This is a genomic window from Tamilnaduibacter salinus (genome assembly GCF_003096655.1).
GTDB classification, from domain to species: domain Bacteria; phylum Pseudomonadota; class Gammaproteobacteria; order Pseudomonadales; family Oleiphilaceae; genus Tamilnaduibacter; species Tamilnaduibacter salinus.
Window position 1 is genome coordinate 353,138 of record NZ_QEKQ01000001.1, and the last position, 14,471, is coordinate 367,608.

The following is a 14,471-nucleotide window of genomic DNA, read 5'->3' on the forward strand; positions in this document are numbered from 1 at the left end:
ATGGCGAACCGGCAACTGCTGATTGTCGCCCACGCCCCGTCGCCCAACACGCTGATCCTCCGGGATGCGGTGGCGCGGGGCGCCCGGCATGACGACATCGAGGCGGTGGACGTCACCGTCAAGGCGCCGCTTGATGCCGGTCCTGAAGACGTCCTCGCCTGCGATGCCATCATTCTGGGCACGACCGAAAACCTGGGTTACATGAGTGGCGCGCTCAAAGACTTCTTTGATCGCAGCTACTATCCCTGCCTCGAAGAAACCCAGGGCCTGCCATTCGCGTTTTACATCCGTGCCGGCCGCGACGGCACCGGCACCCACCGCGCCATTGAATCCATCACCACCGGCCTGCGCTGGCGGATGATTCACGAACCCGTGCTCTGCCGCGGCGAGTATCAGGACGCCTTCGAAGACCAGTGCGAAGAGCTGGGCATGTACGTCGCCGCCAGCCTGGATGCGGGGTTGCTCTGAAGAACTCTGTTAGACACGGAAAGCACGGAAACGCCCTTCGGGCGGAAAGAAAAGGTCTGAAGGTTTTAAAGCCGGAAGGTCTGAGAGTGGGCATCTGTAGCCGATGTCTCCGACTTCGGAGTTGCCCGACAGGGCAACCGGAGAGCCCCGGACAATCTCCGTGGCATACGTAGGAGCTTGCTTGCAAGCGACGGGTCCGCGGAAATCATCGGTGCCGAATCGTTGGCCATGTCGCGAGCAGGCTCGCTCCTACAGCCGGGTTCGAAGCCGCAGGCCACAATCGGGACGACTCCAAATTCGGCGAGAGGTTGCGGCATCCACTTTCCGACTTTAAAACCTTAAAACGTTCAGACCCTTCCAGTTTTCGTCGCGTCTCACCCCGCCATCCGGTTATAGAACCCCTCAATCCGCGACAGCGCATTGTCGATGGTGCGGGAATAGTGGTTGCGGTCGCGGCAGTAGCTGAACTCAATGCCCAGTCGGTAGCCGGTCTGGAAGGGGTAGCAGCTCACGACGCAGGCGCTGACCCGATTCTCAGTGATGTAGCGGCCTGAGAAATCCAGAAACAGGCGCGTGCCCGGTTCAACCGGGCGGGGGCATAGCAGCCCGATGCCATAGCGGTTGACGTCCAGGCAGGTCACGGGCGTCGGCTGTTTCTCACGCCCAAGAAATCCCCGCTCGCTCAGCTGCACCTGGAGGCAGGGGGCGTCGTAGCGTTCTTTGATTCGGCGCTCGATCGATTCCATCCTTCGACTCCGGTTCCGTTTTGCGTCTTGTCATTGTTTGGGAGTCTCGGCCCGTCCGGGGTTTCATGATGACCTTCCCGGATGGGGTAGCGATAAATTCTAGGAGGGGAGGCGTTGGATGAAAAATGGACAATTGTCCAACTGTGAAGGCGCTCTCAAAAATGAGTGCGGGGTCGATGTTCTGGCCCGAACAGACAAGGGGGGGTTACACGGACGTGTCGACCAGCCCGCCCTGGCGATTCTCGGATTGGACGGGGCGGCCATCCCGGTGGTGAAGCAGTGTCGCCCGGCGCCGTGTCGCCTGTCGCCGACGGTCTGGCCCTTTGAACGGGCGTTGTCGCTGTCGGCGGTCGGGCTGGAATCGACGATCCACGAAACGGCGTGCGACAGTGTCCGGAGACTCGGTTGCCTCTTTCGTCGCGTGAGAGGACGTCGGTCGGCGTCGGTCCAGTTGTTGCAATGAGTAGGGCGTTGTCTTGGGAATGTCCATACACGTTGTCCAGTGATGGTCACCGATTTCCTTCCGGTTCATCTGGGTAACGGCCGAACGGGGCCAAACTTTAGATTAGGTAGCGGACATGGTCCTCACGACTACTCTACAATGGCCGTTTGTTCACTCTTCTCTTCCACAGGCATCACAGGCACAACATGCTCAAAGCGCTTCCTGCGCGCGATCTTTACAAGGCGTGCGTTCTCAAGTCCTTTCCTTTTACCACCACCCGACAGCTCTCGCCACTGAATGAAATCGTGGGCCAGAACCGCGCTCAGGAGGCGGTCCGGTTTGCTCTCGCCATGCCCCACGGTGGCTACAATGTGTACGCGGTGGGCCGGAATGGTCTGGGCAAGCGCACCATGATGCTGCGTTACCTGGAACATCACATGGACGACGAGGGGCGCTGTGACGACTGGTGTTATGTGGCCAATTTCGATGACCCCCGCGAACCGCGGGTTCTGAGACTGCGGGCGGGCGACGGGCAGGCGTTGAAGCAGGACATGGATCGCCTGATGACCCGCCTGTCGCAGGTCATTCCCCAGACATTCGAGGGCGACAGCTTCATGGAGCGCTCCGAGCGTCTGAAAGAGGAGTACGCCAAAAAGCAGCAGAGTGAGCTGGATCAGGTGGGCCGGGAAGCGGAAAAGCACGGCGTGCGCCTGTCGATCAGCACACCCGGTGGTTATCGCCTGGAGGCCATGAACGGCGAGGAGCCGCATTCCCAGGAAAGCTTTGATGCCCTGCCGGATCAGGAACGGGAGCGGTTCGAGTCGGTGATCAGCGACCTGGAACTCAAGCTGCGCAGTGCGCTTCGTGCGGTGGCCGATCTGGAGCAGGCTTATGCCGACAAACAAGAGGCGCTGAACGACGAAACCCTCGAAGGGATTGCCGGTCACCAGCTCGAAGAACTCAAAGAGCGCTATCGCGATTACCCGGCGGTAATCGAGTATCTCGATGCCGTGCGCAAAGACCTTTCGGACAGCCTCGATATCTTTCTGGAGGACAATGACGAGCAGGCAGCGATTGCGTACGCCGCTCTGGATCGAAAGCTCCCGCGCCGGTATCAGATCAATCTACTGGTCCACCGTAAGGGTCACGAAGTGCCGGTGGTGGTCGAGGAGAACCCGACCTATCACAATCTGTTCGGTTACGTGGAGAACGTCACCTTCAAGGGCAGTGTGTTCACCGATTTCTCCCTCATCCGTCCCGGCAGTCTGCATCGGGCCAACGGCGGTTACCTGCTGATGGACGCCATCAAGGTGCTGGAGCAGCCATACGTCTGGGACGGGCTGAAGCGGGCACTGCGCTCCCGCTCGCTGGCCATCAACTCACTGGAGCGGGAGCTGACCCTGTCCGGGACCATTTCCCTGGAACCCGAGGCGATTCCGCTGGATGTGAAGATTGTCCTCTTCGGCGATCGGGAAACCTGGCTGCTGTTGCAGGAACATGATCCGGAGTTCGGCGAGCTGTTCCGCGTGACGGCGGACTTTGAGAACGAGATGGACCGTAATGAGGACAGCCAGCTCCAGTATGCCAAGTTCATCGCCAGCCTTGCCGACGAAAAAGGCCTGTTGCACTGCCACCGACGCGCGGTGGCGCGAATCATCGAGTACAGCGCCCGCATCGCCGAGCACCAGGACCGGCTGAGCCTGCACGCCGCCGACATTGCCAATCTGCTCCGTGAGTCCGACTTCTGGGCCCGCGAGGGCGGCGCGACGCTGATCGAAGCAAGCCACGTCAACAAGGCGCTGGCCAGCGCCCGATACCGCAGCAGCCGGATCCGCGACCAGTTCTTCGACGGGGTGCGCGATGGCAGCACCTTCGTGACCGTCTCGGGCGAGCAGGTCGGGCAGATCAACGGGCTGTCCGTGCTGTCCACGGGCGGTTATGAATTCGGCATGTCCAACCGTATCACCGCGACCTGCTATTACGGCGATGGCGATGTGATCGACATTGAGCGTGACGCCAAGCTGGGCGGCAACATCCATTCCAAGGGGGTCATGATTCTGACGTCCTGGCTCTCCGCGCGATTCGCCGCGAACGACCCGATGCACCTGTCCGCCAGTCTCACGTTTGAGCAGAACTACGGCGAAGTGGACGGTGACAGTGCGTCACTGGGTGAGTTGTGCGCGCTGGTTTCGGCGCTCTCCGGCCTGCCGTTGCGTCAGGACATTGCCGTGACCGGCTCCATCAACCAATTCGGTGAGGTGCAGCCGGTCGGTGGTCTGAATGAGAAGGTGGAAGGCTTCTTCGAGACCTGCCGGATCAAGGGCCTGACCGGATCGCAGGGCGTGATGCTGCCGGCGGCCAACGTCCAGAATCTGATGCTGGACGAGGAAGTGCTGGCGGCGGTGCGTGCCGGCCGGTTTGCGGTCTACCCGGTTTCGACCGTCGAGGAGGCCCTGAGCATGATGCTGGGGCGCCCGGCCGGTCAGCCGGGGCGAAGCGGTAACTACCCGTCTAATACGGTATTCGGTGCCGTCCAGAAACGCCTGGCGGCTATGCGGGAGCGCTCTGAGAAAGCCGGGCAGTAACGGTCTGCCCTACAGAATTCGCCGGAACGTCAGGTTGAGACGCGGCCCGACGGACTTGCGGGTCTTCGGAATACCATGCTGCCAGTCGCCCTGGAGGCCGGCGGGCATGACCAGCAGGCTGTTGTGGCCGAGTGGGACGGAAGTGGCCAGTCGCCGTTCGCCTTTACGGCGGAACTGGAAAGGGCGCTCGTCCCCGAACGTCACAGAGGCCACCACCGGCGCCTCGCCCAGTTCCGGTTCGTCGTCACTGTGCCAGCCCATGCTGTCCTGACCGTTCCGGTACCAGTTGCACAGCACGCTGTTGAATCGCACACCGGCGACCTCACTGACAAGATCCCGCAGGCGGGCGAGATCGTCCGGCCAGGGCTCCGGGGCCATGGTCAGGCCGGAATAGGTGTAGGCCACGCCCTCGTCGGCGATCCAGCACTGGACCCGGGGTGACCAGTGCCAGCGACCGAACAGCTTGAGGCGGGCCTGATACCAGGACAGGTTCTCACCGAGGCTCCGGAATAACCGGTCCGCCTCGGCCGCGGACAGGAACGGCTGAAACAGCGATGCCGTGTGGGGGAAAAGGTCAATTGGGTGTGCCGCCGTCATGGCGCCTCCGGGACAGTGGCGAGCGAAACCGTTATGGTTATACAGTGTTAGGGGCGCGTTCGCCCGCCAACAGACACATCATTGAAGGACAGAGCATGAACGAGACGCAACCGATGGTCTATGTCGTTGAGGACGACGAAGCGGTCCGGGACTCCCTGGAGCTGTTGCTCAAGTCGGAGGGGCACGGTGTGCAGACGTTTGCCACGGCCAACGCGTTTCTCGACGAATACAGCGACGAGATGGCGGGTTGCATCGTGCTGGATATCCGCATGCCGGGCATGGATGGCATGGAGCTCCAGCGCCGCCTCAATGAACGCAACGCGATTCTTCCGATCATCTTCGTGACCGGTCATGGCGACGTGCCGCTGGCGGTGGATGCCATGAAGGGGGGCGCTGTCGACTTCATCCAGAAGCCGTACAAGGAAGAGGCGTTACTGGAGAAAATCCACACGGCGCTTGAACAGGACCGCGAGCAGCGTGCCACGCTGGGGCAGAAGCAGGAGATCCAGCGCCGTCTGGAGACGCTGACACCCCGCGAGAACGAGATCATGGACCGCATGATTGCCGGTCAGGCCAATAAGGTGATCGCGATCGAACTCGACATCAGTCAGCGAACGGTCGAGATCCACCGTTCCCGGGTCATGCACAAGATGGGCACCCATTCGTTGGCGCACCTGGTCCGTATGGTCATGTCCGTAAAGGACCGTATCGACGCTTCCTGATCCCCGGCCCAATATACCACTCTGACGTTTTCAGAGGGGCCACGCTCGTGGCTGTTGACAGGCATATGCGGCACCGTCCATGACAGAATCGATCACCGACTCCGATCAGGATCGCGACGAAGCGACCATCCTGCTGGTGGATGACAATCCCCAGAACCTCAAGGTCCTGTACGAAACCCTCAAGGATCGCGGCTATCGGCTGCTGATCGCCAATGAGGGGGAGAAGGCCCTGAATCTGGCGGAACGCCACCAGCCGGAAGTGATCCTGCTGGATATCATGATGCCGGGCATGGACGGCTACGAGGTCTGCCGGCATCTCAAAGCCTCATCCGCCACCGCGGACAGCGCCGTTGTGTTCCTCTCGGCACTGGACGATGTGGACGCCAAGGTAAAAGGGTTTGGACTGGGCGGCGCGGACTACATCGCCAAGCCGTTCCAGGCCCAGGAAGTGATCGCCCGGGTGACCACGCACGCCCGCGTCATTCAGCTTGAGCGACAGCTCCAGGCTCGCAACCGGCAACTGGAAGGGGACCAGACCCGCATTCTCAACGCCATCAATGAAGGCATTTACGGCCTTGACCCGGATGGCAATATTGTCTTCGCCAATCCCGCTGCGGCCACGATGGCGGCCACCACCGCCGACGACCTGGTGGGGCGGAACTTCTTCCGGCTGCACTTCCCCGAACCGGCGCCGGGAGACCCGCCCCTGCCGGCCCAGTCAACCTGCCGTCAGGGCGTGGCGGAACACCAGCGTAACCTGAAGATGCGCCGTCCCAATGGCGAGACATTCGCGGTCGAGTACCGGGCAACGCCCAAGCCTGAAGGGGCGGACCGGTATGGCGCCGTTGTGGTGTTCCGGGATATTTCGGTAGAACTGGAGAACGAGCAGGCGCTGGAGGAAGCCCGGGCGCTGGTCGAGGAGCAACGCGACCAGCTCGCTCACGCCTCACGCCTGTCCACGATGGGGGAAATGGCCGCCGGGTTTGCCCACGAAGTGAACCAGCCTCTGACGGCCATCTCGAACTATGTGCGCGTGGCGCTCCGACTGATGGCGTCCGAGGACATCGACCGGGCGCTGGCGGAGCAGACCCTCCAGAAAATCGAAGCCCAGTCCCACCGGGCCAGCGAAGTGATCCGGCGGCTGCGCCGGTTCGTCAAGAAACCCGCGAGCGGCAAGGAAATCATCCAGCTTTCCGGTCTTCTGGAAGAAACCCGGCGTTTTGCTGAGGTGGATTCCCGTGTGAATCAGGTAGAAGTGCTGCTTGCCGTGGACGACGACGTGCCCGACGTACTGGCCGACCCCATCCAGGTCCAGCAGGTGGCGCTCAACCTGATCCGCAACGCCATGGAGTCCACCCGCAGCGCGGCGTCCTCCGAGCCCGTGCGTGTGCTCGCCAACCGCACGGAAAGCGGTTTCGTCCGGGTGGAAGTCAAGGATCATGGTCTCGGCTTACCGGACGACGCCGAGGAACGCCTGTTCCTGCCGTTCTTCACCACCAAGGAAGAGGGCATGGGCATCGGCCTCGCCCTCTGCCGCACCCTCATGCAGGCCCAGGGCGGCGAGATCGGCTTCGAACGCCCCGACGACGGCGGCGCACTCTTCTGGTTCAGCCTGCCTTTGGCGGATGGAGAATGATGGTTGTTAGCCACGGAAAAACACTGAAATACACGGAAACGCCCTAAAGGGCGCAAGGAGCGACAAGTCCCAAAAGACGGCACCTGTAGCCGATGTCTCCGACTTCGGAGTGGCCCGCCAGGGCAACCGAGTGGATTCGCCGCGGAATCCGCCGAACAACGCGGAAAAAGATGAGTTGGTAACCGTCAGTTGGGCTGACCATTCCGGCGTTAAACCCTTCTTTTCTTTCCGTGTTTTTCAGTGTTTTTCCGTGGCAAACCCAGTCTGTTAAGCCATCAGAACCAACTCACCGATCCCGTCAGATGCGGCGCATCCCCTTTGCTGTTGAGCAGCTGGAAGTCCCAGTGGTCCTGGCCGGTGGACCAGTTGAGCTGGGCGGTGCCGGGGAGGAAGAAGGGTTTCTTGAAGGCGGTTTCCACGGTTACGGGGCCGTCCTGCCAGCCGGATTGCTGTTCCAGCACCGCGATGCAGTGGGCCTTGCTCCACATGCCGTGGGCGATCGCGCGGGGGAACCCGAACGCCTTGGCGCTGAGCGCGTGCATGTGAATCGGGTTGAGGTCACCGGAAACACGACCGTACTGGCGGCCGAGTGATTCACTGGCGGTCACGTGGGCGGTGTGTGGCAGTCGTTCCGGGGCCTGTTTCTTCGGCTTCTTGCCGCCACCGCCACTCTTGCCCGGCTGGCGGAACAGGTTGGTGCTGGTTTCCTCCCAGATCAGCTGTCCACCGGAATGGGCCTCGGTGACAATGTCGAACTCGATGCCTTTGTCCGTGTCCGTCTGATTGTCCAATCGCACGACGATATCCAGGCACTCACCGTAGCCAACCGGACGATACTGGGTGATGCGGTTGCGCAGGTGGACCAGACCCAGCAGCGGCAGGGGGAACTGCTTGTCGGTCAGCAGCTTCAGGTGCAGGGGGAACGCCTGAATGTGCGGCCAGCTCATGGGCAGACGGGACTGGGTCGGGAAGCCACAGACTTCCTGATAGGTTTTCAGCCGTTTCAGGTCCGTTGTCGCACCAATCAGTTCGGCCCGGAGCGGCGGGATGACCGGCGAGCCATTTCCCTTGCTACCGGCTGGAAACAGCGCCTTGCCATAGAGCGTCCAGAGTGCGGGCGGTTCGTTCTGGAAGGTTTGCACATCGTCCTGCATTGTCAGAGTCCTCTCCGGCTGATTCATAGGGAGCTCAGTCCACTTCAGTAGCGTCTATTATAGGTCATATTGGGCCACGCCAACCGGGTGGTGAAATCGTTCGCCGTCTCCCAGAGTCTCTCGGGCGCTGGCGAGTGACTGGGGATGCTCCCGAAAATCTGGTACAACTGTCCAGTGGATGGTTGCATACAATAAACCGCCATCATGTCAGTGTCCCCAGGGCAGTCAATTGACCGGCCAGTCGCCGTGGTCGGGCAGGCTGGTCAAGCTCGGCGGTGACAGGCATTATCAGGGAATGCTCGGCTCATGGCGGGGCACCATAGAAAGATCGGACAACAAAAACGGACGTGTATGCAGGAACTAAGAGATGCGGGTGTGATGTTGCGCCTGATTTACCAGGCGATGGTGGACCGTGGCATCGATACGGAGGCCATTCTAAAGCGCCTGGGAGTTGACGAGGATTACCTCAACAGCGCTCAGCTAAGGACCCCGCACAACGCGCAGTTGTTCTTCTGGCAGGTGGTGGAGGATGTCTCCGGCGACCCGGACATTGGCCTTCACCTTGGCCAGCATTTGCCCACCTATAAGGGGCAGGTGCTCGAATACCTGTTCCTCAGTAGTCCCACCTTCGGCGAGGGTCTGCGTCGCGCCCTGAATTATCAGCGGTTGCTGAGCGACGCGGCCAACACGGATTTCGTGGTCGAAGGCGACGAAGCCTGCCTGATCCTCGACACCACTTCCGATGAAGTGAAACGCCTGAAGCACTTCAGCGAATGTTTCGTCCAGGGTCTGATGATTTTCTTCCAGTCCATCACCGACGGGCGTTTCCAGTGCTCCCGCGTTGAATTCGAACACGAGCGGGACGAACGCGGCACGGCGCATGTCGAGGAAGTACTGGGCTGCAAGGTTGTCTTCGGTGCGGACGAAAACCGCATGTACTTCCCGGCCAGCCTCCTGTCCCACGCGTCCCCCCATGCGGAGCCCGAGTTGCTGGATCTCCACGAGCGGTTTGCCAGCGAGCAGGTGGCACGGCTGGAGAAGAAGGACATCGTCGGGCAGGTTGAGCGCATCGTCGCGGAACTGCTCGATAGTGGTGAGGTGACCCTGGATGCGGTCGCCGAACGGCTCGACATGAAGCCGCGGACGCTGCGGACCCGGCTGACCGAGGCGGACACGAGCTTCAACCAGGTCCTGGCCGATTTCCGCTACCGTCTGGCGCGTCAGCTATTGGCCACGACGGATGAGTCCATCGACGAAATCGTCTACCTGACCGGCTTCTCTGAGCCCAGCACGTTCTACCGGGCGTTCAAACGTTGGTCCGGTATGACGCCGATCGAATACCGCAAAACCGCGCAGGGTCGCGAAGGCATCGTTGAACTCGACGATTAGTGCGTCGTTGCCGGAGAGGGACTTGCCGCGGAATCCGCGGAATGACGCGGAAAAATAATAAAGAGACGGTGTTTGCCACGGAAGGACACGGAAAGCACGGAAGCGCCCTTCGGGCGAGCAGAATCACGCCAAAAGAGCGGGGGTCCGCGTACGGGTTGCCTGCAATCGATCAGTCGGCGGGCATGCCGGTGAAAAAATGTCTCGCCGGAATCGTTAAAAGTGGTTGACATGAAAAAGGGCGTCTATATAATGCGCCCTCGTTGTCAGGCATATCAGGCCCGGCAACACAGCGCGGAGCGGTAGTTCAGCTGGTTAGAATGCCGGCCTGTCACGCCGGAGGTCGCGGGTTCGAGTCCCGTCCGCTCCGCCATTTTTTCCCCTCCTTTTATTGTTTCCCCATTATTAGCCACTGAACAACACGGAAAGCACGGACGGGTGTCTGCCCGGGGCACGTGTATGTTGCCTCGAGCAACTGTCTCCGACTCTGGCGTTGTCCGATGGGGAAACATCAACGATTGCCGTAGGTTGGGCTGACGAAGGAAGCCCAACAAATGGCCAGAATGCAAACACCAGGTAGGCCTCACGCAGCCCCTGGTCGAACGTTTTGCCCATTCCAGTGTTGGGCTTCCTGCGTCAGCCCAACCTACCGCCCCTTCTTTCTTCCGTGCTTTCCGTGCCCTTCCGTGGCAAACACCGTCTCTTTATTATTTTTCCGCGTGCGTCCGCGGATTCCGCGGCGAACCCATCTTTTCCGCACCGAAAACGTCACTCCCCCTCCGTCTGCCGAAACACCCCCGCCGACACCCCAAACCACCGCCGAAATGCCTTGTGAAACGCCGGTGGCCCTGAAAACCCCAGGACCCAGGCGATCTCCGAGAACTTCAGCCGCGTCTCGCGCACATAGTCCCGGGCCAGATCCCGGCGGACCGCGTCCATGAGGTCCCGGAAGCGAGTGTTCTCGGCCGCCAGTTCGCGCCGGAGGGTCCAGGGGCCCATGCCGAGCTGTGAGGCGACCGTCTCAATGTTCGGTGCCTGGCCGTTCAGTAGCGGCATGAGCTGCTCCCGAACCCGCTCGGTCATGGACCAGCCACTGCGGATCTTCGCCAGCATGGCGTCACATTCCTGCACAAGCTGGCGGTGCATTGCCGGCTGAGCGTGGCGGGAGGCGGCGAGGAGCACCGGCTCGCGGAGGCGGATGGCGTTGCGATCCGCGCCGAACTCGACCGGGCAGCCGAACCAACGCTCGAACGCGGCGGCGTGGGCCGGCTCGGGGTACTCGATCCAGACGCGTTCCAGCACGGCCGTGGCATCGGTGATGTCCCGCACGAACTGGGTCCAGGCGGCCAGGACCGAATCCACCACGAACAGGTTGAAGCGATTGTAAGGACGAATGGAATAGAATCCGGCCTCACCAGCCGCTGCGTTCCAGTGCGGGTGCCCGCGGCTGTTGCGGCTGGTCAGCAGGGAGAAACGGGTCAGCGTTGCCAGGGCGGTCGCCACGTCCGGGGCCGTGATGGCGGCCAGGCCCGACTGCCCCGCATCCACAGGGCGGGTCATCCGACCCATGGTGAGACCCAGGGCCGGGTTGCCGGTCTGGCGTATGGCCGCCTCGCCGATGCGCATGAACCGGGGAATGCTGATCCGGGCATCGGGCGCGGCCAGTTGCGCCGGGGTAATCCGGAACTGACGGAACAACGGCTTCTCCGTGGTGCCGTGAGCCTGGATGGCGCGTGCCAGCGGACCCAGATACAACACGCTGATGTCGCCGAGGGCGTTGGGGCGAAGGTGCGTACTCATCAGGAAAGTGTTTTCTCAGGATCAAAAAATGTCAATCAGGGATATTGTGACCGGCAAGGTCGATGATTAACTTATCACCACATCACAGGAGCGCACCAAACAATTCCTGACACGACACAACACTGATGAGAGGACGACCATGAGCAACGCCGGACAGACGCGCTATCCGAATCTGCTGCAGCCTCTGGACCTGGGCTTCACCACCCTCAAGAACCGGGCGCTGATGGGCTCCATGCACACGGGCCTGGAAGAGACCAAGAACGGCTTCACCCGGCTGGCTCGCTTCTACGCGGACCGCGCTGAAGGCGGTGTGGGTCTGATCGTCACCGGCGGTATCGCCCCGAATCCGGAAGGCGCGGTGTTCCAGAACGCCGCCAAGATGGACACCGAGGAGGAAGCCGAGCACCACCGGGAAGTGACAGAGGCCGTGCACGATGCCGGCGGCAAGATCTGCATGCAGATCCTCCATGCCGGTCGTTACGCCTACAGCCCTGAGCTGGTGGCGCCCTCCGCCATTCGCGCGCCGATCAACCCGATGACGCCGCGCGCCCTGGAAGCGGATGAAATCGAAAAGCAGATCGACGACTACGTACGCTGCGCGGAGCTCTCGAAGCAGGCCGGTTATGACGGCGTCGAGATCATGGGCTCAGAGGGCTACCTGATTAACCAGTTCATCGTCTCGCGCACCAACCAGCGCACGGACGAGTGGGGCGGCTCCTACGAGAATCGCATCCGTTTCCCGCTGGAGATCGTCCGCCGCGTCCGCGAGCAGGTGGGTGAGAACTTCATCATCATCTATCGCCTGTCCATGATCGATCTGGTCGAAGAAGGCAGTACCTGGGAGGAAGTCGTCCAACTGGCCAAAGCGATCGAGGCGGCCGGTGCGACCATTATCAACACGGGCATCGGCTGGCACGAGGCGCGGGTACCGACGATTGTCACCTCCGTTCCGCGTGGCGCCTTCACCCATGTGACCCGTCGCCTGCGGGAGGAAGTCAGTGTGCCGCTGGTCACCACGAACCGCATCAACATGCCGTCCGTGGCCGAGGACATACTGGCCGGTGGCGATGCCGACATGGTGTCCATGGCTCGGCCGTTCCTGGCGGACGAAAACCTGATCCTCAAGGCCATGGAGGACCGCGAGCAGGAAGTGAACACCTGCATCGGCTGTAACCAGGCCTGCCTGGACCACACGTTCAGCGGCAAGCTCACCTCCTGCCTGGTGAATCCACGGGCCTGTCACGAGACCGAGCTGACGGTGTCCCCAACCAACGCCGTGAAGCACATCGCCATCGTTGGCGCCGGTCCTGCCGGGTTGGCGGCCGCCACCACCGCCGCCGAGCGCGGTCACAAGGTGACGCTGTTTGATTCTGCGAGCGAAATCGGCGGCCAGTTCAACGTCGCCAAGCGCATTCCGGGCAAGGAGGAGTTCCACGAGACCCTGCGCTATTACCGCGTCATGCTGGACAAATACGGCGTCGATGTTCAGCTCAACCGCCGTGTGAGTGCCGAGGACCTGGCCAAAGACGGTTTTGATGACGTCATCCTGGCAACCGGCATCAAGCCGCGCACACCGGAGATCGACGGCATCGACCACCCGAAAGTCATGGGTTACCTCGACGCGCTGTTGGGCCGTCGTGAGGTGGGCCAGCGCGTCGCCGTGATCGGTGCCGGCGGCATCGGCTTCGACGTTTCCGAGTTTCTTGCCCACAAGGGCGCTTCGCCGTCACTCGATACCGACCACTTCATGAAGGAGTGGGGCGTGGATCTGGACGTTGGGCACCGCGGTGGCGTCGAGGGCGTGGACGCGGAGCTGCCTGAGCCGGCCCGTGAGATCTACCTGCTCCAGCGCAAGCAGTCCAAGGTGGGTAAAGGGCTGGGTGTCACCACCGGTTGGGTCCACCGTTCCACACTGCGCCAGCGCAATGTGCAGATGGTCCCTGGTGTGACCTACCGCCGCATCGATGACGAGGGCCTGCATCTGACCATCACGCCGAAAGGCGCGGAGCAGGGCGAAGATCGGGTCCTGCCGGTGGACAGCATCGTCGTCTGCGCCGGTCAGGAGCCGCTGCGTGAACTGCAGGAGGCGCTGGAGGCCGCGGGCCAGAACGTCCATCTCATCGGTGGCGCTGACGTAGCCGCCGAGCTGGACGCCAAGCGCGCCATCGATCAGGGCACGCGGTTGGCCGCCTCGCTCTGATCGCTCTCCCTTGCACCCCGGTGCGCCATTGTTTAGTTTGCTGAGCAGTGGCGCATCGGATAGCGAGGGCAAGGATGACGACAGGGCGGACTTCTTTTCTGACTGGCAGGTCCGGCGTTGCCGCGCTGGGCCTGTTTCTGCTGTTGGCCGGCTGCGCCACCCAGCCCGTCAACATGGATGTGGCCTGGGGCTACGGTGTCGCCGCTCCGAACCATTACCGGATGTGGGTGGAGCGTCTGGCTCTCATCGACGCCTCGGGCGAAAGCGCCGAGAAAACCGTTGGCTTCGTCAGTTGCTGCTGGCAGGGTCCGAACGGCCCGTTTGGCAAGATTGACCGGATGGCCCCCTTCCCCAGGCAACTGGCCATTCGCTGGTTCTCGTTCGCCGAACAGGCCTTCTACCAGACCCGCATCACCCTCCCGAAAGACCTCAAACAGCGGATGCGTGAAACCGCGCCGGTTAAAACCGGTGGCGACGTGTACCAGCGCCCCCGCAACACCCTCATGATCGGCCTGGCCCCCGGTGGCACCGTCGTCCTCTGGATGATGAGCCAGGTGGGCAACGAGCAGGAGATTCTGCGCGTGCAGGCCGACAAGGCACCGGGCAATCCCGCCCAGTATGAGAAATGGACCCGGGCCTACCTGGAAAAGCAGCGCGAGTACCTGAAAGAAAACGGGGTGCCCACCTCCGGCTGGTGAGGGCCAGAGCCTGCCTGCTGTGGCAAGCTATCTTTTT

The 14,471-nt window shown here is 61.9% G+C and carries 12 protein-coding genes and 1 tRNA gene; 8 read left to right on the forward strand and 5 right to left on the reverse strand.

From position 1 onward, the window contains the following. Nucleotides 1-468 carry a flavodoxin family protein gene (locus C8D92_RS01670; protein ID WP_116918247.1) on the forward strand — a complete coding sequence of 156 codons (468 nt, stop codon included), beginning with the start codon at nucleotides 1-3 and terminating at the stop codon, nucleotides 466-468. A gap of 374 nt (nucleotides 469-842) precedes the next feature. Here the strand turns inward: C8D92_RS01670 and C8D92_RS01675 are convergent, their stop codons facing one another. Further along, nucleotides 843-1,214 (reverse strand): PilZ domain-containing protein, encoded by a 372-nt coding sequence (locus C8D92_RS01675; RefSeq protein WP_095610249.1) that lies wholly within the window; start codon nucleotides 1,212-1,214, stop codon nucleotides 843-845. Between the two features lie 205 nt (nucleotides 1,215-1,419). After that, nucleotides 1,420-1,704, reverse strand: a complete 285-nt coding sequence (locus C8D92_RS01680) for a hypothetical protein (protein ID WP_116918248.1) — start codon at nucleotides 1,702-1,704, stop codon at nucleotides 1,420-1,422. A 158-nt stretch (nucleotides 1,705-1,862) separates the two neighbouring features. Here C8D92_RS01680 and C8D92_RS01685 point away from each other — a divergent pair, with 158 nt between their 5' ends. Then, complete coding sequence (locus C8D92_RS01685) at nucleotides 1,863-4,241, forward strand: Lon protease family protein (protein WP_116918249.1); 2,379 nt, start codon at nucleotides 1,863-1,865, stop codon at nucleotides 4,239-4,241. Between the two features lie 9 nt (nucleotides 4,242-4,250). On the opposite strand, the gene C8D92_RS01690 is transcribed toward C8D92_RS01685, so the two are convergent. Next, a complete protein-coding gene (locus C8D92_RS01690) occupies nucleotides 4,251-4,838 on the reverse strand; it encodes an alpha-ketoglutarate-dependent dioxygenase AlkB family protein (RefSeq protein WP_116918250.1) in 588 nt (195 codons plus the stop codon). 95 nt (nucleotides 4,839-4,933) lie between these two features. On the opposite strand from C8D92_RS01690, the gene fixJ reads away from it, so the two are divergent. Further along, a complete protein-coding gene (gene fixJ / locus C8D92_RS01695) occupies nucleotides 4,934-5,560 on the forward strand; it encodes a response regulator FixJ (protein WP_116918251.1) in 627 nt (208 codons plus the stop codon). Between the two features lie 91 nt (nucleotides 5,561-5,651). Beyond that, nucleotides 5,652-7,196 (forward strand): ATP-binding response regulator, encoded by a 1,545-nt coding sequence (locus tag C8D92_RS01700; RefSeq protein WP_423837062.1) that lies wholly within the window; start codon nucleotides 5,652-5,654, stop codon nucleotides 7,194-7,196. Nucleotides 7,197-7,471: 275 nt separating this feature from the next. On the opposite strand, the gene C8D92_RS01705 is transcribed toward C8D92_RS01700, so the two are convergent. Continuing rightward, the gene (locus C8D92_RS01705) at nucleotides 7,472-8,350 is read right to left on the reverse strand and encodes a MaoC/PaaZ C-terminal domain-containing protein (RefSeq protein ID WP_095610243.1); all 879 of its coding nucleotides are present in this window, start codon (nucleotides 8,348-8,350) and stop codon (nucleotides 7,472-7,474) included. Nucleotides 8,351-8,701: 351 nt separating this feature from the next. On the opposite strand from C8D92_RS01705, the gene C8D92_RS01710 reads away from it, so the two are divergent. Both C8D92_RS01710 and C8D92_RS01715 read left to right on the forward strand, forming a co-directional pair. Then, complete coding sequence (locus tag C8D92_RS01710) at nucleotides 8,702-9,739, forward strand: AraC family transcriptional regulator (protein ID WP_095610242.1); 1,038 nt, start codon at nucleotides 8,702-8,704, stop codon at nucleotides 9,737-9,739. A gap of 293 nt (nucleotides 9,740-10,032) precedes the next feature. Beyond that, nucleotides 10,033-10,109 (forward strand) — tRNA-Asp (locus C8D92_RS01715). 395 nt (nucleotides 10,110-10,504) lie between these two features. On the opposite strand, the gene C8D92_RS01720 is transcribed toward C8D92_RS01715, so the two are convergent. Continuing rightward, the gene (locus C8D92_RS01720; RefSeq protein WP_095610241.1) at nucleotides 10,505-11,536 is read right to left on the reverse strand and encodes an AraC family transcriptional regulator; all 1,032 of its coding nucleotides are present in this window, start codon (nucleotides 11,534-11,536) and stop codon (nucleotides 10,505-10,507) included. A gap of 139 nt (nucleotides 11,537-11,675) precedes the next feature. Between C8D92_RS01720 and C8D92_RS01725 the strand changes: the two genes are divergently transcribed. Together C8D92_RS01725 and C8D92_RS01730 are read left to right on the forward strand one after the other, a co-directional pair. Further along, nucleotides 11,676-13,736 (forward strand): NADPH-dependent 2,4-dienoyl-CoA reductase, encoded by a 2,061-nt coding sequence (locus C8D92_RS01725; RefSeq protein WP_095610240.1) that lies wholly within the window; start codon nucleotides 11,676-11,678, stop codon nucleotides 13,734-13,736. Nucleotides 13,737-13,810: 74 nt separating this feature from the next. Then, nucleotides 13,811-14,434, forward strand: a complete 624-nt coding sequence (locus C8D92_RS01730; RefSeq protein ID WP_095610239.1) for a DUF2931 family protein — start codon at nucleotides 13,811-13,813, stop codon at nucleotides 14,432-14,434. Nucleotides 14,435-14,471: the final 37 nt, after the last annotated feature.

What these genes read in the sequence shown, in the direction of transcription:
- fixJ (WP_116918251.1), top strand. Translation starts at nt 4,934, where the DNA reads ATGAACGAGACGCAACCGATGGTCTATGTCGTTGAGGACGACGAAGCG.
- C8D92_RS01725 (WP_095610240.1), top strand. Translation starts at nt 11,676, where the DNA reads ATGAGCAACGCCGGACAGACGCGCTATCCGAATCTGCTGCAGCCTCTG.
- C8D92_RS01690 (WP_116918250.1), bottom strand. Translation starts at nt 4,838, where the DNA reads ATGACGGCGGCACACCCAATTGACCTTTTCCCCCACACGGCATCGCTG.
- C8D92_RS01685 (WP_116918249.1), top strand. Translation starts at nt 1,863, where the DNA reads ATGCTCAAAGCGCTTCCTGCGCGCGATCTTTACAAGGCGTGCGTTCTC.
- C8D92_RS01710 (WP_095610242.1), top strand. Translation starts at nt 8,702, where the DNA reads ATGCAGGAACTAAGAGATGCGGGTGTGATGTTGCGCCTGATTTACCAG.
- C8D92_RS01680 (WP_116918248.1), bottom strand. Translation starts at nt 1,704, where the DNA reads ATGGACATTCCCAAGACAACGCCCTACTCATTGCAACAACTGGACCGA.
- C8D92_RS01730 (WP_095610239.1), top strand. Translation starts at nt 13,811, where the DNA reads ATGACGACAGGGCGGACTTCTTTTCTGACTGGCAGGTCCGGCGTTGCC.
- C8D92_RS01720 (WP_095610241.1), bottom strand. Translation starts at nt 11,536, where the DNA reads ATGAGTACGCACCTTCGCCCCAACGCCCTCGGCGACATCAGCGTGTTG.
- C8D92_RS01705 (WP_095610243.1), bottom strand. Translation starts at nt 8,350, where the DNA reads ATGCAGGACGATGTGCAAACCTTCCAGAACGAACCGCCCGCACTCTGG.
- C8D92_RS01675 (WP_095610249.1), bottom strand. Translation starts at nt 1,214, where the DNA reads ATGGAATCGATCGAGCGCCGAATCAAAGAACGCTACGACGCCCCCTGC.
- C8D92_RS01670 (WP_116918247.1), top strand. Translation starts at nt 1, where the DNA reads ATGGCGAACCGGCAACTGCTGATTGTCGCCCACGCCCCGTCGCCCAAC.